Source organism: Micromonospora sp. DT63, from assembly GCF_049841615.1.
Classification (GTDB): domain Bacteria; phylum Actinomycetota; class Actinomycetes; order Mycobacteriales; family Micromonosporaceae; genus Micromonospora.
Genome location: NZ_JBNCKQ010000004.1, coordinates 442,184 through 458,959 on the forward strand (window position 1 = coordinate 442,184; position 16,776 = coordinate 458,959).

Sequence of the window (16,776 nt, forward strand, 5' to 3'; positions counted from 1 at the left end):
AGGAGGGAGGCGTGGGAGGGGTTACGGGAGGGTGGCTTGGAGGGCTGCGTCCTTGGTCTTGATGAGCTGCTCCAGGTCCTGCTGGTATTTCGCCATCCGGGCGCGCAGGGTCTCGTCCGACGCGCCGAGGATCCGGACGGCCAGCAGGCCGGCGTTGCGGGCGTTGCCGATCGACACGGTGGCCACCGGGATCCCCGCCGGCATCTGCACGATGGACAGCAGCGAGTCCATCCCGTCGAGGTGCTTCAACGGCACCGGCACGCCGATCACCGGCAGCGGCGTCACCGAGGCGACCATGCCGGGCAGGGCTGCGGCGCCACCGGCACCGGCGATGATCACCTTGAGCCCCCGGTCGACGGCGTCGCGACCATAGTCGATCATCGCGACCGGGGTCCGGTGTGCCGAGATGACCCGCACCTCGTAGGACACCTCGAAGTCGTCCAGCACCTCGGCGGCGGCCCGCATCGTGGGCCAGTCCGAGTCGCTGCCCATGATCAGTCCGACTGTGGTCACCGGGGTCCTCCTTGGTTCGCGGCCGCCCGGGTCACTCGTGCCCCTCGCGGATCCAGCGCGCGGCCCGCGCCGCCCGCGCCCGTACGTCGTCCAGGTCGTCGCCGAGCACCGTGACGTGCCCGATCTTGCGGCCGGGGCGTACCTGCTTGCCGTAGAGGTGCACCTTGGCGCCCGGCTCGGCGGCGAAGAGGTGGTGCAGCCGCTCGTCGATCGAGATCCCGCCCGGCTCGCCGCCCAGGACGTTCGCCATCACGACCACCGGCGCGGTCAGCGCCGTGTCACCCATCGGGTAGTCCAGCACCGCCCGCAGGTGCTGCTCGAACTGCGAGGTCCGGGCGCCCTCGATGGTCCAGTGCCCCGAGTTGTGCGGGCGCATGGCCAGCTCGTTGACCACGATCGCCGGCCGGCCCGCGTCGTCGCGCACCTCGAACAGCTCCACGGCCAGCAGGCCGACCACGCCGAGCGCGGTGGCCAGGTCGATGGCTAGCTGCTGAGCGGCGACTGCCAAATCCTCGTCCAGGCCCGGCGCCGGGGCCAGCACCTCGACGTTGATGCCGTCACGCTGGACTGTCTCGACGACCGGGTACGCGGCCACCTGCCCGAACGGCGAGCGGGCCACCTGCACGGCGAGCTCGCGACGCAGCGGCACCCGCTCCTCGACGATCAGCTGGGTGCCTCCGGCGAGCAGCGTGGTCGCCAGCTCGGTGGCCTGGGTGGCGTCGTCCACCATCCAGACACCCCGACCGTCGTAGCCGCCTCGGGCTGCCTTGAGCACCACCGGCCAGCCGACCTGCTCACCGAAGCCGACCAGGTCGGCGGGCTCAGCGACCGGCCGCCAGGCGGGGTTGGGAGCGCCCAGCTCGGTGAGGCGTTCCCGCATCACCTGCTTGTCCTGGGCGTGCAGCAACGCGTCCGCCGGTGGGTACAGGGTCACCCCTTCGGCCGTCAGGGTGCGGATGTGCTCGTTGGGCACGTGCTCGTGATCGAAGGTGACCACGTCACAGCCCTTGGCGAAGGTGCGCAGGGCGGCCAGATCGGTGTGGTCGCCGTACTGGACGTCGGCGGCGACAAGCGCCGCGCCGTCGTCGGGGGCGCTCGCGAGCACACGCAGTGACTGGCCGAGGGCGATCGCGGCCTGGTGGGTCATCCGGGCCAACTGGCCGCCACCCACCATGCCGACAACTGGCAGACCGGTACGGGAATCCATAGCGCGGCCAGCCTATCCGGGCCGCCGACGTGCCGATGCGCAGGGCCGGTGACCCACCCGACAAGGCCGCACCGGCCGCCCCGCACCCAGCGCCGGCAACTACCGGGCGCTACGGCTCACCCCAGCTCGGCGACCAGGTCCTCGACCGAGGTGACCGGTCGCTGGCAGACGAAACCCCGGCAGACGTACGCGGCGGACCGCCCGTCGACCAGCGGCCGGTCGGCGAGCAGCGGCACCCCGGGCTGGTCCGGGCGACCGGCGACCACCACCGCTCCGGGCGGGGCGTGCCGCCGGGCCGCGGCCACCAGCGGGTCGCCGGCCGGGTCGTCGGTCGCCACAGCGATCTCGTACGGCCCGGAGAGCAGCGCCTCGCCGACCATTGCCGCGTACCCGGCGAACCGGGCGTGCCGCCCGACGATCGGCGCCACGGTGGCGAGCGCGGCCCCGGCCGCCTCGGAGTAGCGCGTCTCCCCGGTCAGCGCGGCGTACGACACGAGGCCGGCGATCAGGGCCGACCGGCCCGACGGGGTGGCGTTGTCGGTCGGATCGGCGGGCCGGGCGACCAGCTGCTCCGCGTCGTCGGCCGTGTCGTAGTAGGCACCCCCGGGCGCGGCGAAGTGCTCCAGCGCGGTGTCCAGCAGTTGACCGGCCAGGCTGAGCCAGCGACCCTCGCCGGTGAGCTGGTGCAGCGCGCAGAACGCCTCGGCCACGCAGCCGTAGTCCTCCAGCACCCCGGCCGGCTCGCCGACCCGGCCGTCGCGCGAGACCCGGCGCAGCCGGCCGTCGACCAGGTGCACGGTGGCCAGGTGCTCGGCGGCGTTGCGCATCGCGCCGTCGGCGACGATGGTGACGCCCTCCATCAGGTTGGCGTCCTCGTCCTGCGGCGACGCGTACAGCGCGGCTACCTGCTGGAACTCGCAGATCGCGGTGATCGCCAGGCCGTTCCAGGCGGCCACCACCTTGTCGTCGCGGGCCGGCTGGGGCCGGGTGTCGCGGGCCGCGAGCAGCTGCCCGACGACCCGCTGCCAGCGAGCCCGGACCTCCGGCGCCACGTCGTCGACGTCCCGGGCGAGCCGGAGCACGCTCGTGCCGTGCTCAAAGGTGCCCTCGTCGGTGACGGTGAACAGGTCGGCGGCCCACCGGCCGTCCTCGTCGCCGAGCGCCTCGACGAGCTGCGCCGGCGTCCAGGCGTAGGTGAGCCCTTCGACGCCCTCGGTGTCGGCGTCCAGCGCGGACGCGAACCCCTCCCCCGGCCGGTGCAGCTCGTCGGCGAGGAACCGGGCCGTGTCCCGGGCGACCCGACGGGCCAGCGGGTCGCCGGTGAGCCGCCAGAGCTGCGTGTAGACGCGCAGCAGCAGCGCGTTGTCGTAGAGCATCTTCTCGAAGTGCGGCACGGTCCAGTACGCGTCCACCGAGTAGCGGGCGAAGCCGCCGGCGAGCTGGTCGTAGATACCGCCACGGGCCATCGCCTCGGCGGTGTGCCGGACGATCTCCAGGCTGCGCGGGTCTCCGGTGCGCTGGTGGTGGCGCAGCAGGAAGAGCAGGTTCATGTGCGGCGGGAACTTCGGGGCGCCCCCGAACCCGCCGTTCGTGTCGTCGTACTCACCGGCGAGGTTGGCCGCCGCGGCATCCAGCAGCGGGGCGTCCAGCGGGGCGGTGGGGCCGCCCACGGCCTGTGCGCCGCCGATCGCCTCGACCACTGCGGCGCCCTGGCGCAGCACCTCGTCCCGCTGGTCCTTCCACGCGGTGGTGACCGACTGGAGCAGCCGGATGAAGTTGGCGCGTGGGAAGTAGGTGCCGCAGAAGAACGGGGTGCCGTCCGGGGTGGCGAAGACAGTCATCGGCCAGCCGCCCTGCCCGGTCATCGCCTGGGTGGCGGTCATGTAGACGGCGTCGACGTCGGGGCGCTCCTCACGGTCCACCTTGATCGACACGAAGTTGTCGTTCATCAGGGCGCCGACCTGCTCGTTCTCGAACGACTCGTGGGCCATGACGTGGCACCAGTGGCAGGCCGCGTAGCCCACCGAGATGAGCACCGGGACGTCACGCCGTTTCGCCTCGGCGAACGCCTCGTCGCACCACGGCCACCAGTCGACCGGGTTGTCGGCGTGCTGGAGCAGGTACGGGCTGGTGGCGTCCGCGAGTCGGTTCACCCGACGACCATAACCACCTCGGTCGGGACGCGCCGGGCGGTCAGGAGGCGCCGTCGGCGCGCAGGCGGAAGACGTTCGACTCGGCCGAGTCGCGCAGCGACCCGAGCACCGCGCCGATCTTGTCCGCCGGCATCGGCTTGAAGAAGTGGTAGCCCTGCGCGGACGTGCAGCCCAGCTCGGCCAGGGCCAGCCGCTGCTCGGCCGTCTCCACCCCCTCGGCGACCACCCGCAGCCCCAGCTCGTGGGCGAGCCCGACGGTGGTCCGGACGATCGCCGCGGCCTCCGGCGAGTCGGCCATCCGGATCACGAAAGAGCGGTCCACCTTCAACTCGTCCACGGCGATCCGGGTCAGGAAGGTCAACGAGGAGAAGCCGGTGCCGAAGTCGTCCACCGCAAGCTGCACACCCATCGACCGGAGGGTGGCGAGCACCTCGTCGATGATCTCCAGCTCGCTCATCACCACCGTCTCGGTGATCTCCAGGACCAGCCGGTGCGGCGGCACCTGATGTCGGCGCAGCGCGTCGGCGATCTCCGCCGGCAGGCGCGGATCCAGCAGACTGCGCGCGGAGAGGTTGACCGAGATCGGGACGTCCAGCCCCTCGCGGGCCCAGCCCGCGGCCACGCCGAGCGCCTTGTCCAGCACGTAGCGCGTGAACGTGCCGAGCTGCTCGCTGTTCTCCACCGGGCGGATGAAGTCGGCCGGGTTCAGCCAGCCGCGCCGGGGGTGCTGCCAGCGGATCAGCGCCTCCACCCCGGTGGGAGCGCCGGTGGCCAGGTCGACAGCCGGCTGCAACGCCAGCACCAACTGGTCGTCGACCTTCAGCGCCTCGCGCAGCTCGGCCAGCAGGGCCAACTGGTCCGTGCTGGCCGCGTCCCGGGTGCTGTCGTACGCGGCGACGCTGCCGCCGCCCTCCTTGGCCTGGTACATCGCGATGTCCGCGCGGCGCAGCAGCTCGGTCAGGTCGGCGGTGCCGGCGTCGGCGACCACCACCCCGACGGAGACCTCGATGGACATCCGCACCCCGGCCACCTCGGTCGGCGCGGCCAGCCGCTCGGCGATCTCGCGAGCTTGGCGCAGGGCGTGCGCCATCGGCGCGGCCCGGTCACCGAGCACGGGAACCGAGGTGAGCAGCAGCGCGAACTCGTCGCCGCCGAGCCGGCCGAGCAGGTCACCGGGGCGGGCCAGCGCGCTGAGCCGGTTGGCGGTCAGCCGCAGCAACTGGTCGCCGGCCGCGTGCCCGAGGGTGTCGTTGACTTCCTTGAACTGGTTGATGTCCAGCAGCAGCAACGCCACCGGGTGGTCGTGGGCGAGCTGCCGCAGCGACTGGTCGCCCTTGCCGAGCATCGCCGTACGGTTCGCCAGCCCGGTGAGCGGGTCGTGCACCGCCTCGTACGACGAGCGGGCGGTGACCAGCCGCAGCTCACGATGGGTCGCGGCGTCGTGCAGGGCTGCGGCGAGCGCGTCGCCGAAGGCCGCCACCGCGTCCCGTTCCCGGGTCGCGGGTGGAGCGGAGCGCGGGAACCGGACCCGGAGCTGGCCTACCGGCGCGGCGCCCACCGACAGCTGACGGACCAACTCGTACTCGTCCGGCTCCGACCGGTCCGGAGGGCCCACCTCACGGTCGAGCAGCTGGCCGCCGGCGTCTCCCCGGTAGCGGCGCCACCTGCCGTCGGCCCGGGCCACGTCGACGTCGACCAGCTCGGCGTTGAACAGCGCCAGCGCGCCGGTCACCGCCGCGCTGGCCACGCCCCGCTCGTCGAGCTGGTTGAGAGCCGCGGTGGCCTCGGCGAAGGCACGCCACGTCCGGCGTTCCTGGTCCGCGCGCAGCCGGTAGCGGTAGGTCTGCTGCAGCAGCCAGAGCAACGGCGGGAGCAGCAGCAACCAGCGTGGGTCCAGCTCCAGCAGCGCGATCACGACCAGGCCGACCGCCACGTTGCCCACGAACATCAGCAGCTTGCCGCGCAGCGCGGCGAGCAGCGGCGGTCCGATGGGCAGCCCGTGCCGCAGGCCCAGCGTCACCCCACCGAGCCACGCGGTCACCAGGAGGTAGGTCACCGATCCCGCGATCACGGCCAGCGCCAGCATCGGTGTCGGCGCGGCGAGCAGCGGATGCCCCAGGGCGGTGGTCACGGACACGGCCAGCGCCGACGCGGCGGTCAGCGACGCGGCGATCCGGACGATCTCCAGCGGCGGACGGCGGTCGCTGTGCAGCGACAGCGCCGTCCAGGCCAGCCCGGTGCCGAGCAGGGTGGCCGACGGCAGCCAGCCGGCCGGCGCGAGGTAGAGGCAGACGATCAGGGCGGCCTCGCCCCAGGTGATGCTGACCATGCCGGCGGAGCTGCGGAAGCGAAGCCGGGCGAGCTGGGCCACGGCGAGGACGGCGACGGCGATGCCGAAGCGGGCCGGTCCACCGAGCGGATCGTCGGACGGCAGCCCGGCCGGAAGGGTCAGACCGACCACGGCGGCGGCCAGAGCCGTCACCGTCACCGCGGTCGTCAGCACGAGCAGCCGGGCCGGCATGCCGTGCACCCCGAGCCGGTCGAACGGGTCGCCGCCCGCGCCGGAGGTCATCGACCTCCCCCGTCAGCCGACCGACCGAGGGTACGGCGGGCGGCCGGTGCTGTGACGGACATCGGCGCCCCCTCCCGCGCACGGCTCGGGGACTTTTGGTCCCCCCGGCGGAAGGCTAAGCCAAACCGGGTGGTCGCAACAGGGGTCCACCACCCGGTTCGGCGTGAATCATGCGCGGACTACCCGTTCCGCTGCTGCTGGTGCCCATTGGGAGCGTGCGCGGATGAATCATGCGCGCTGGTCCCGTCTGTCGGATCGACGACTGAAGCGTCGGCCCTGGTCGCATCGGTCGACCGCCCCTGCTGGGGAAACCGGTCGGGCAGACGCCGCAGTCGAGCGTTCATGTTGCGGATCAGCAGGATGGTCGCGGCGGCCAGCAGCAGGATGAGGAAGAGACCCATCGGCCCGGCCAGGCCACCCGTGCGGGTGTCCCCGAAGTTGTTCTCCGCGAGCACCTGGGCAGCGGTCAGCATGACGTTCCTCCGATGTGCGATTGCCTACCAGGGTAGACCCGGCCGGAATCAGCCCGCGTGCGCCGTCTCCCGCACACCGGCGAAGAGGTCGGACTCGGGCAGCGGGCTGTCCACCACTGTGCGCGCCAGCTCGAAATCCTCCGTCGGCCAGGCACGTTGCTGCAGCTCCATGGGCACCTGGAACCAGAAGCCGTCCGGGTCGACCTGGGTGGCGTGGGCGCGCAGCGCGTCGTCCCGGACGTGGAAGTATTCGGCGCAGTCCACCCGGGTGGTGATACGGGGGCCCTTGTCCGGACGCTCGTCCCAGCGCTTGATCCAGTCCACGTACGGCGACTCGGCGCCGGTGCTGAGCACGGCCTCGTGCAGGGCCATGATCTTGGCCTTGGAGAAGCCGATGTCGTAGTAGAGCTTCAATGGCTGCCAGGGGGCGCCCAGCTCCGGGTAGCGCTCCGGGTCGCCGGCGGCCTCGAACGCGGCCACGCTCACCTTGTGGCACATGATGTGATCGGGGTGCGGGTAGCCACCCTCCTCGTCGTACGTGGTCACGACGTGCGGACGGAACTCACGCATCAGGCGCACCAGCGGGCCGGCCGCCACCTCGACGTCCTGGAGGGCGAAGCAACCCTCGGGCAGCGGCGGCAGCGGGTCGCCCTCGGGCAGGCCGGAGTCGACGAACCCGAGCCAGGCCTGGTCGACACCGAGGATCGCCCGCGCGGCGTCCATCTCGGCACGCCGGATCTCCGCGATGTTGGCCCAGACGTCGGGCCGGTCGAGCTTGGGGTTGAGCACGCTGCCGCGCTCGCCGCCGGTGCACGTCACCACCAGCACGTCCACCCCCTGGGCGACGTACTTCGCCATCGTCGCCGCACCCTTGCTCGACTCGTCGTCCGGGTGCGCGTGGACGGCCATGAGACGCAGCTGCTCTGCCAACTTCGGCGCTCCTCGTCTGTGCCGGCCGGTGGACCCGACCGGGCTCGACCGGCTGACCTGCCGGGACCCTCCTCGCCCCGCTGCGAGTCGGCGCCGCGGGGCCCGACCTGCCATTCCTGCCGTTTGGCCGGGCTGGGAGGATGGGCTTCTGCCATTCTTGCCGATGCCGCCGACAACAACGCCAGGAGATACCCGCCGGTGACCGAGACGCACGCCACAATTTCGCCGGGCACCCCGGTCTTCCCCGCCGGGCGCTACGGACGCCGCCGGGCGCCCGGCAACGGCCGCCGTCGTACGCTGCTGGCGGCGCTGGTGCTCCTGGTGCTGGTGGCGGTGCTGAGCCTGATCTCGCTGCGGCTCTACCGGCAGTACGGCGACCCGGTCTACGACGCCCAGGTGATCACGTACACCGACATCACGGACAGCCAGGTGGTCGTCGACTTCCGGGTGACCGTGCCGCCGGGCGGATCGGCGGTCTGCGTGCTGCGCGCCCGGGACCGCGCCGGCGTGGAGGTGGCCCGCGAGGAGGTCACGGTGAGCGCCGCACCCGGCGACCGGCACGTCACCACCCGGCACCGTCTGAGCACCTCCGCCCGACCGTTCATCGGCGAGGTGCTGCGCTGTCGGGCCCCTGCCTGAGCTGCGGAAACGTCATCCCGCAACGCCCCCGGGCAACCCGTCGCGGCGGGTCGACCGCGAGTGCCGGATGCGGACACCGACGGTGATCGCCGACACGCTGTGTCGTACCGCACTGGTAACTTGGTAGTTCACCTGTCAGCCAGCCACGCACAACTGAGGAGAACGCCTGTGTCCACTGGCAACGAGGCGCCCGCCACCTGGCTGTCCCAGGACGCGTACGACCGCCTCCAGGCCGAGCTCGACGAGCACATCGCCAACCGTCCGGCGATCGCAGCCGAGATCAACGCTCGGCGCGAGGAGGGCGACCTCCGCGAGAACGGCGGCTACCACGCCGCCCGCGAGGAGCAGGGCAAGGCCGAGGGTCGCATCCGCTACCTGCAGGAACTGCTGCGTACCGCAAAGGTCGGCGAGGCCCCGTCGGCCGACGCGGTGTCGCCCGGCATGGTCGTGACGATCTACTTCGACGACGACGCCGACGACACCGAGACCTTCCTGCTCGGCTCCCGGGAGATCGCCGCCACCACCGACCTCACCGTCTACAGCCCCGAGTCGGCGCTCGGCAAGGCGATCCTGGGTGGCCGTTCCGGGCAGACCTGCACCTACACGGCCCCGAGCGGCGCCGACATCAAGGTGACAGTGGTCAGCTTCGAGCCGTTCTCCGGCTGAGCGTTCACCCGGCTCCGTGCCGCGGTCACCGAGCCGCCTTTCCGGGCACCTGAGCGCCGTTCGACGTGTGCCGCCGCCGAGGCGTGACACCCACCCGTGTCACGCCTCGGCGGCGAAGACCACCTGATAGCCACTGGCTCGCAACGCGCTGATCAGCGTGTCGGAGTGCTCCACACCACGGGTCTCCACCGACAGCGCCACCTCGACCTCGCCGAGGCCCAGGTGCGGATTGGCCCGCTGGTGTTCCACGTCCACCACGTTGGCCCGGTGCTCGGCGATCTGGCTGAGCAGCGAGGCGAGCTGCCCCGGCCGGTCGGAGCAGCGCACCGTCACCCGCAGGTAGCGGCCGGCGGCCGCCAGACCGTGCTCGATCACCCGCATCATCAGCAGGGGGTCGATGTTGCCGCCGGAGAGCACCGCGACCACTGGCGTCTCCACCTCCACCACACCGGCCAGGAGCGCGGCCACGCCGACCGCCCCGGCCGGCTCGACGACCTGCTTGCCGCGCTCCAACAGCATCAGCAGGGCCCGGGAGATGTCCTCCTCGGTGACCGTGACGATCTCGTCGACGAGCTTGCGGACATGGTTGAACGTGATCTCCCCCGGCCGCCCGACCGCGATGCCGTCCGCGATCGTGGCGAAGGTGGGCAGCCGGACCGGTTCCCCGGCCAGCAGGGAGGGCGGGAAGGCCGCCGCGCCGGCCGCCTGGACGCCGATGATGCGGACGTCCGGCCGCAGTGCCTTGGCTGCCACCGCCATGCCGGAGATCAGGCCGCCGCCGCCCACCCCGGTGATGATCGTGCGCACCTCGGGGCACTGTTCGAGGATCTCCAACGCCACCGTGCCCTGCCCGGCGATCACGTCCCGGTGGTCGAACGGGTGGATGAGCATCGCGCCGGTGCGCTCGGCGTACGTCTGCGCCGCCACCAGCGACTCGTCGACCGTGTTGCCGGCCAGTTCGACCTGCGCGCCGTACCCCTTGGTGGCGGCGACCTTCGGCAGCGGCGCGTTGACCGGCATGAAGACCGTCGCGTGCGTGCCGACCAGCCCGGCGGCGAGAGCGACGCCCTGCGCGTGGTTACCGGCGCTCGCCGCGACCACGCCCCGTTTGCGCTCGGCCGCCGACAGCCGCGAGATCCGCACGTACGCGCCGCGGACCTTGTACGAGCCGGCGCGCTGCACGTTCTCGCACTTGAGCCAGGTCGGGCCGCCCAGTGCCGCGCTCAGTGGCCGGGATGGCTCCAGCGGGGTGGTCCGGACGACGTCGGCGAGCAGTTTCCGTGCAGCCCGTACGTCGTCGAGGCCGACCAGTTCCGTCATGCCCCAGATCGTGCCACCCGGCTCCGGCGTCCCCTGCGGCGACACCGGGTTGATCCACTCGACGTCCCCGAGGTGGCGGTGTCAACCGCGCCCCGACACCGCCACCTCGGCGATCCCGAGTGGATCATGGCGTCGCCGGCCACACCGGGGCCGCTGGCCAGACCGGGGCGGTCGGCCACACCGGGGCGGCGCGGGCGATCCGGGCCTCCTGCGCGGCGGAGATCCGGTGGATCAGCACGATCAGCGTCACCGCGGCGATCGCGCAGCCCAGCGCGGGCAGGCTGTTGCGGAGCAGGGAGTCGCCGTAGTAGTCGACGTACGCCTGGTAGCCGGCGTCGGTGGACGGGGTCTCCGGCAGCTGCTCGTACGCCCGATCGTCCAGGCGGCTGCTCACCCGGTCGCCGACGCTGAACAGCAGCCAGGCACACCACCAGACGACCACCAGCGTCGGCGTGAACCGCCGCCAGAGGCTGTCCCGCGCCACGTTGGCCACGACCCGGGCCGGCACCACGAAGTTCGCGAAGGGCACCAGCCAGCCGGCGATCGCCCAGCCGGCCCCGAGCGTCGGCAGCGCACCGGGGAAGGCGTCGGTGTTCTTCCGCGTCCGCCACGTCCAGATGATCACCAGTACGGCGGCGGTGAGCTGCGCCACCAGCATGAGCAGCGACAGCAGCCCTCCGATGAGCAGCGGGCCGAGCAGCAGGTCCGGGTCGTCGTTGGCCCTGGCCTGCCGGGCCATCGCCATCCCGATCAGCGGGGACAGCGCCACCACCAGGTAGAGCACGGCGGTCGCGCCGACGGCGATGTTCGCGGCCAGGCCGATCCCGCGTACGCGGTAGGTCGGCAGGCCCGGCGTGACGGCGGGCTGGCCCAGCGGCGTGTGGCAGCGCTGGCAGTCGTTGTGCTCGGGGGACGTGGGGTCCCCGCAGGTCTGGCAGCGCATTGGTGTCCCCCGGGTCCGCGCGACGTTGCGCGGACACCGTAGACGATCATGCGGTGGCCGGCGACCCCGTTCCGACGACGGGGTAGCCGGGGGCGTGCCGCGGCCACGGGGCGGCCATCTCGAACTGACCGGCCACGCCGAGCAGCAGCAGCTCCGAGCCGGGCGGGCCGACGATCTGGACGGCTACCGGCAGGCCGTCCGGCCGGCGGCCCACCGGCACCACGATGGCGGGCAAGCCGGCGATGTTCCACGGCGCGGCGTACGGGGCGTACCGGATGTTGGCCGACATGTTCGCCCGCCAGGACCGTTCGCACCAGCGCCCGGCCTCCGGCGGCGCGCTGGCCAGCGCGGGGGTGAGCAGCAGGTCGACCGAGTGGTCGGTGAAGAAGTCGACCGACCGCTGCCGCCAGGCGGCCCGGTCGGCCTCCCGGACGTAACCGCGACGCTGCGCCCACTCGCCCAGCGCGACGTGCCGCCGGGTGCGGCGCTGGAGGCCGCGTCGGTCCAGCCCGGCGGCCCGGACGTCGGTGGCGGCCGCGGCGAACCAGGTGGCGATGCCCTGCAGGCCCAGGGCCGTGGGATAGACCGGATCGGCCGGCACGGTGTCGTGCCCGGCGGCGGCGAGCAGCCGGCCGGCGGTGGCCACCGCGTCCCGGTTGGGCGCGTCCGGGGAGACGCCGCGCACCGGGGAGCGCAGTGAGACACCCACCCGCAGCCGCTGCGGCGGGACCAGCTTCTCCGCTCGCCGGCCGGCGAGCACCGAGAAGCCGACCGCGGCATCCGCGACGGTGCTGGTCAACATGCCGTGCTCGGTGAGGCCGAACCAGTCGTCCGCGCCGAGCTGGCAGGGCACCACGCCCCGGCCGGGCTTGAGGCCGACCAGGCCGCAGCAGGCCGCCGGGATCCGGATCGAGCCGAGCCCGTCGTTGCCGTGCGCGATCGGCACCAGGCCGGCGGCGACCGCGGCGGCGGCGCCGCCCGAAGAGCCACCGGGGGTACGCGTGTTGTCCCACGGGTTGCGGGTCACCGCGCTGTCGTCATCGGTGAGTGCCCACAGCCCCAGCTCCGGCATCCGGGTGACGCCGAGGATCACCGCGCCGGCGCCGCGCAGCCGACGCACCACCTCGTGGTCGGCCTCCGCGACGTCGGTCCGTACGGCTGCCGACCCGTTCCAGGTGGGCAGGCCGGCGACCGGGGTGTTCTCCTTGACCGCCACCGGCACCCCGGCCAGGGGGAGGTTGGCCAGGTCCTCCTGCTCGTCGACCTTCTCGGCCTCGGTGATCGCCTCGCCGCCGCGAACGGCGCGGAAGGCGGCCAGCTCGCGGTCGGCCGAGGCGATGTACTCCAGGTGGTCGGCGACGACCTGGGTGGCCGAGACGTCGCCCCGGCGTACGCCCCGGGCGATCTGCTTGGCGGTCGCCCCGACCCAGGTCGCCATGATGTCCTGCACGGCCATCCTCCCCAGCGGTCAGCCCAGCGCCTGCTCCAGATCGGCGAGCAGGTCGTCGACCGTCTCGATGCCGACAGACAGTCGCACGAGATCGCCGGGAACTTCAAGCGGCGAGCCGGCAGCACTTGCGTGTGTCATCCGGCCCGGGTGTTCGATCAGGGATTCCACGCCGCCGAGCGACTCGGCGAGCACGAAGAGCTTCGTGCGGTTGCAGATCTCGACGGCGTGGTCCTCACCGCCGGAGGCGCGGAACGAGATCATGCCGCCGAACCGACGCATCTGCTTGGCGGCGACCTCGTGACCGGGGTGCGAGGGCAGCCCGGGGTAGATCACCTGGGCCACCTTGGCGTGCCCGTCGAGGTACGCGGCGAGCCGCTCGGCGTTGTCGCAGTGCCGGTCCATGCGTACCCCGAGGGTCTTGATGCCGCGCAGGGTGAGCCAGGCGTCGAACGGGCCGTTGATCGCGCCCATCGCGTTCTGGTGGTAGCGCAGCTCCTCGCCGAGCCCGGCGTCGGCGACGACGAGCGCACCACCGACCACGTCGGAGTGCCCGCCGACGTACTTGGTGGTGGAGTGCACCACCACGTCCGCGCCGAAGGCGATCGGCTGCTGCAGGTACGGCGAGGCGAAGGTGTTGTCGACAACCAGCAGCGCGCCCGCGTCGTGTGCCACGGCGGCCAGGGCGGCGATGTCGGCGATGCCGAGCAGCGGGTTCGTCGGCGTCTCCACCCAGACGATCTTCGTCCGGCCGGGCTGCACGGCGGCCCGGACCGCGGCCGCATCGGAGACCTTGGCCGGGGTGAACTCCAGGCCCCAGCGCTGGGCGACCCGGGCGAAGAGCCGGTAGGTGCCGCCGTACGCGTCGTCCGGGATGATCACGTGGTCGCCCGGCTGGCAGACCGCCCGCAGCAGGGTGTCCTCCGCAGCCAGGCCACTGGCGAAGGCGAGGCCCACGGGCCCGCCCTCCAGCGCGGCCAGGCACTCCTGGAGGGCGTCACGGGTCGGGTTGCCCGAGCGGCTGTACTCGTAGCCGAGCCGGGGCGCACCGACGGCGTCCTGGGCGTACGTGCTGGTCTGGTAGATCGGCGGGATCACCGCGCCGGTGCGGGCCTCAGGGTCCTGACCGGCGTGAATGGCGAGCGTCTCGAAGCCGTGACTCATTCTGGTGAGGCTAGTGCCCCCGTCCGGCGGGCTGGAACGGAACCCGTGCTCCGGTGGGGGCCGGACCTTTCGGCCCGGCCCCCGCGTGCCGGCCGGGAGGCCGGCGGGCCGGTCAGCCGGCCGGAACGGGCAGGACGTGCAGGGTGACCGGGTGGGCGCCGGTCCAGTCGTAGGAGACCGCGTAGAGCCGGGCCCCGTTGGGCGCCCAGGCCAGCGCGCCGGAGCTGAGTTCGTCGCCCAGCTCGAAGCGGGCCAGCTCGGTGCCGTCCGGGCGGAAGACGAACACGTCCGGGTCGTAGGAGGCGTCCGCTCCGCCGGCGATCCGGGTGCCGTCCCGCGACACCTCGACAGCATTGGGGTACGCGCCGGTGGGGTAGGTCGCGGAGGGGGTGCTGATGGCGGCGACCGGGAACGCCTGCACCTCGTACGGGGCGCCGGACGCGGTGAAGAGGGTGGTGCCGGTGGGGTCGAGCGCGATGTCGCGCAGGTTGCTGCCGATCGCCATGAAGTCGTTGGTGCTCGGCGGGCCCAGCACGCCCCCGGTGCCGATCGCGTACGCGTACACCGAGGCGGGGCTGAGGCCCGGCTGCCCGGCCAGCAGCACCGAACGGTTCTGGCTGGCGGCGGTCAGCAGCGGAGCGCCGTAGAAGCCGCTACCGGTGTCCAGGCCCGTGGTGACGCGGGCCGGCTGGCGGCCCAGGTCGATCCGGCCGATGTTGCCGTCCCAACCGCCACAGCCGTACCCGAACCACAGGTACCGCCCGGTCAGCGCGAGCGACGACGGGCACGCGCCCGCGCCGGTGTCGTACCGGGCCGACTCGACAAGTGAGCCGGTGTCGAAGGCCGCGATGGCGTTGGCGGTGGGCAGCGCCACGTAGAGGGTCTGCCGATCGGCGCTGAGCAGCAGGTCGGAGGGGCCGGGCAGGCCGGACAGGGTGCCGACCACCGCGCCCGTCGCGCTGGCCACCACGACGTCGGTCGAGGAGGGGCCACCGCTGACGAAGACCCGGTCACCGGCGGACACCACGTCGGACACCGCCGGCAACGACAGTGGAGTGGCCGTCGGCGCGACGGCTGCCTGGGCGGCGCCCGGTATCGCGGCGGTGAGCAGCCCGGCGGTCAGTGCCGCCAGCGCCAGGGTCGTGCCTCTTCTGATGTGCAAGGTGCGTCCTTCCCCCGTGTATTGATCCAGACTGGTAAATGTCTACCACGGCCGATGGATGCGCGGGGGGCGCGCGTCCCCGCGTGGCCGGCGACATAGCCTGGGGCGATGAGCGGGTGCGTGTTCTGCGGGATCGTGTCGGGTGACGTGCCGGCGTTCCGGGTCGCGGACGAACCGGACGGGGTGGCGTTCCTCGACACCCGTCCGGTGTTCAAGGGGCACGTGCTGGTGGTGCCGCGCGTGCACCTGGTGACCCTGGCCGAGCTTCCGGCCGACCTGCTGCCCGGCTACTTCGCGCTGGTCCAGCGCCTGGCGGTGGCCGTGGAGTCCGCTCTGGGGGCCGGTGGGACGTTCGTGGCGATGAACAACAAGGTGTCCCAGTCCGTCCCGCACCTGCACACTCACGTGGTGCCGCGCACCAAGGGCGACGGGCTGCGCGGGTTCTTCTGGCCGCGCACCCGCTACGCGGACGACGCCGAGGCCCAGACCTACGCCCACCGGGTCGCCGCCGCGCTCTCGGGCGCTGCCTGACTCACACCCGTGCGGGTAAGGAAGGTGGACCCACCGGTGTTGCACGCTGCGAGAGGTACGAGAGGAGATCCCCACGTGTTTTTGCGCCGTATGAACGCCGAGATGGTTTCGCCCGACCAGGCCCTGCCGGGCCGTCAGATCGCCATGCCGGTTGCCGACCGCCACGAGGTGCTGGGCACCCCGTTGAAGGGCCCGTTCCCGCAGGGGCTGCAGGTAGCGGTCTTCGGCATGGGCTGCTTCTGGGGCGCTGAGCGGCTGTTCTGGACGCTGCCCGGCGTTTACACCACCTCCGCCGGCTACGCGGGTGGCATCACCAGGAACCCGACGTACGAGGAGACGTGTTCCGGCCGAACCGGGCACGCCGAGGTCGTCCAGGTGGTGTACGACCCCAGCAAGATCACGTATGAGGACCTGCTGAAGGTCTTCTGGGAGAACCACGACCCGACCCAGGGCATGCGCCAGGGCAATGACGTGGGCACCCAGTACCGGTCGGCGATCTACACGACCACCGACGAGCAGCGGGCCATCGCGGAGTCGTCCCGGGACGCGTTCCAGCCGATCGTGACGCGGGCCGGCAAGGGCGAGATCACCACCGAGATCGCCCCGCTCGGCAGCTACTACTTCGCCGAGGACTACCACCAGCAGTACCTCGCCCCGACCAAGAACCCGAACGGGTACTGCAACCACGGCCCGAACGGCCTGAGCTGCCCGGTCGGCGTTGCCCGTACCGCTGGCTGACCCACCTGCGTGAACGCGATGCCCGGCTGCCGACGAGGTGGCCGGGCATTCCCGTTCGGCCCTGTGATCGAAATCCGTTGCCGAGCCCGCCGGGGACTCGATAGCGTGCAGGTACACGTGAAAGGAGGTGGTCCAGACTTGTATAGCAATCGGACTCGTGAGGTGGCTGTCAGCTAGCCGCTGTCCTCGACAGTGATCCGTCCGCCGCGAGGCGGGCAACCAGTACGACCGTCGAGACCGTGTGGCAGCGGTGCGGCGAATTCCAGACAGCCACCCGACCCCCGGGGTGCCGGCCAAGTCCAGCCGGCCCGCGCGACA

At 72.5% G+C, this 16,776-nt stretch carries 15 protein-coding genes; 4 read left to right on the forward strand and 11 right to left on the reverse strand.

Annotated features, from left to right (window positions below; translation table 11 throughout):
- Positions 1-21: 21 nt before the first annotated feature.
- The 6 genes from purE to mca form a co-directional block, all read right to left on the reverse strand.
- Complete coding sequence (purE, locus tag ACLQ27_RS17820) at positions 22-513, reverse strand: 5-(carboxyamino)imidazole ribonucleotide mutase (protein ID WP_357493717.1); 492 nt, start codon at positions 511-513, stop codon at positions 22-24.
- A gap of 31 nt (positions 514-544) precedes the next feature.
- Complete coding sequence (locus tag ACLQ27_RS17825) at positions 545-1,720, reverse strand: 5-(carboxyamino)imidazole ribonucleotide synthase (protein WP_425867694.1); 1,176 nt, start codon at positions 1,718-1,720, stop codon at positions 545-547.
- A 116-nt stretch (positions 1,721-1,836) separates the two neighbouring features.
- A complete protein-coding gene (locus ACLQ27_RS17830) occupies positions 1,837-3,873 on the reverse strand; it encodes a thioredoxin domain-containing protein (protein WP_425867696.1) in 2,037 nt (678 codons plus the stop codon).
- 40 nt (positions 3,874-3,913) lie between these two features.
- Complete coding sequence (locus ACLQ27_RS17835; RefSeq protein ID WP_357494274.1) at positions 3,914-6,394, reverse strand: putative bifunctional diguanylate cyclase/phosphodiesterase; 2,481 nt, start codon at positions 6,392-6,394, stop codon at positions 3,914-3,916.
- 230 nt (positions 6,395-6,624) lie between these two features.
- Complete coding sequence (locus ACLQ27_RS17840) at positions 6,625-6,918, reverse strand: hypothetical protein (RefSeq protein ID WP_234584066.1); 294 nt, start codon at positions 6,916-6,918, stop codon at positions 6,625-6,627.
- 48 nt (positions 6,919-6,966) lie between these two features.
- The gene (mca, locus tag ACLQ27_RS17845; RefSeq protein WP_357493711.1) at positions 6,967-7,848 is read right to left on the reverse strand and encodes a mycothiol conjugate amidase Mca; all 882 of its coding nucleotides are present in this window, start codon (positions 7,846-7,848) and stop codon (positions 6,967-6,969) included.
- Positions 7,849-8,046: 198 nt separating this feature from the next.
- On the opposite strand from mca, the gene ACLQ27_RS17850 reads away from it, so the two are divergent.
- Both ACLQ27_RS17850 and greA read left to right on the forward strand, forming a co-directional pair.
- A complete protein-coding gene (locus ACLQ27_RS17850; protein ID WP_357493709.1) occupies positions 8,047-8,487 on the forward strand; it encodes a DUF4307 domain-containing protein in 441 nt (146 codons plus the stop codon).
- A gap of 168 nt (positions 8,488-8,655) precedes the next feature.
- A complete protein-coding gene (gene greA / locus ACLQ27_RS17855) occupies positions 8,656-9,153 on the forward strand; it encodes a transcription elongation factor GreA (RefSeq protein WP_234584069.1) in 498 nt (165 codons plus the stop codon).
- A 99-nt stretch (positions 9,154-9,252) separates the two neighbouring features.
- On the opposite strand, the gene ilvA is transcribed toward greA, so the two are convergent.
- The 5 genes from ilvA to ACLQ27_RS17880 form a co-directional block, all read right to left on the reverse strand.
- Complete coding sequence (gene ilvA, locus ACLQ27_RS17860) at positions 9,253-10,473, reverse strand: threonine ammonia-lyase (protein ID WP_425867698.1); 1,221 nt, start codon at positions 10,471-10,473, stop codon at positions 9,253-9,255.
- Between the two features lie 124 nt (positions 10,474-10,597).
- The gene (locus ACLQ27_RS17865) at positions 10,598-11,416 is read right to left on the reverse strand and encodes a DUF4328 domain-containing protein (RefSeq protein ID WP_425867699.1); all 819 of its coding nucleotides are present in this window, start codon (positions 11,414-11,416) and stop codon (positions 10,598-10,600) included.
- A 46-nt stretch (positions 11,417-11,462) separates the two neighbouring features.
- On the reverse strand, positions 11,463-12,872 hold the full coding sequence (locus ACLQ27_RS17870; protein ID WP_425867701.1) for an amidase: 1,410 nt from the start codon (positions 12,870-12,872) through the stop codon (positions 11,463-11,465).
- A 12-nt stretch (positions 12,873-12,884) separates the two neighbouring features.
- Positions 12,885-14,027: a cystathionine gamma-synthase gene (locus tag ACLQ27_RS17875; RefSeq protein ID WP_234584077.1), complete on the reverse strand. Its 1,143-nt coding sequence runs from the start codon at positions 14,025-14,027 to the stop codon at positions 12,885-12,887.
- Positions 14,028-14,139: 112 nt separating this feature from the next.
- Positions 14,140-15,189 (reverse strand): YncE family protein, encoded by a 1,050-nt coding sequence (locus ACLQ27_RS17880; protein ID WP_357573297.1) that lies wholly within the window; start codon positions 15,187-15,189, stop codon positions 14,140-14,142.
- Positions 15,190-15,297: 108 nt separating this feature from the next.
- Between ACLQ27_RS17880 and ACLQ27_RS17885 the strand changes: the two genes are divergently transcribed.
- The gene (locus ACLQ27_RS17885) at positions 15,298-15,720 is read left to right on the forward strand and encodes an HIT family protein (RefSeq protein WP_357493698.1); all 423 of its coding nucleotides are present in this window, start codon (positions 15,298-15,300) and stop codon (positions 15,718-15,720) included.
- Between the two features lie 75 nt (positions 15,721-15,795).
- A complete protein-coding gene (msrA, locus tag ACLQ27_RS17890; RefSeq protein ID WP_234584083.1) occupies positions 15,796-16,458 on the forward strand; it encodes a peptide-methionine (S)-S-oxide reductase MsrA in 663 nt (220 codons plus the stop codon).
- Positions 16,459-16,776: the final 318 nt, after the last annotated feature.

Coding starts and splice junctions, on each gene's coding strand:
- ACLQ27_RS17870 (WP_425867701.1), bottom strand. CDS start 12,872: ATGGCCGTGCAGGACATCATGGCGACCTGGGTCGGGGCGACCGCCAAG.
- ACLQ27_RS17825 (WP_425867694.1), bottom strand. CDS start 1,720: ATGGATTCCCGTACCGGTCTGCCAGTTGTCGGCATGGTGGGTGGCGGC.
- ACLQ27_RS17885 (WP_357493698.1), top strand. CDS start 15,298: ATGAGCGGGTGCGTGTTCTGCGGGATCGTGTCGGGTGACGTGCCGGCG.
- ACLQ27_RS17835 (WP_357494274.1), bottom strand. CDS start 6,394: ATGCCGGCCCGGCTGCTCGTGCTGACGACCGCGGTGACGGTGACGGCT.
- ACLQ27_RS17840 (WP_234584066.1), bottom strand. CDS start 6,918: ATGCTGACCGCTGCCCAGGTGCTCGCGGAGAACAACTTCGGGGACACC.
- ilvA (WP_425867698.1), bottom strand. CDS start 10,473: ATGACGGAACTGGTCGGCCTCGACGACGTACGGGCTGCACGGAAACTG.
- ACLQ27_RS17875 (WP_234584077.1), bottom strand. CDS start 14,027: ATGAGTCACGGCTTCGAGACGCTCGCCATTCACGCCGGTCAGGACCCT.
- ACLQ27_RS17865 (WP_425867699.1), bottom strand. CDS start 11,416: ATGCGCTGCCAGACCTGCGGGGACCCCACGTCCCCCGAGCACAACGAC.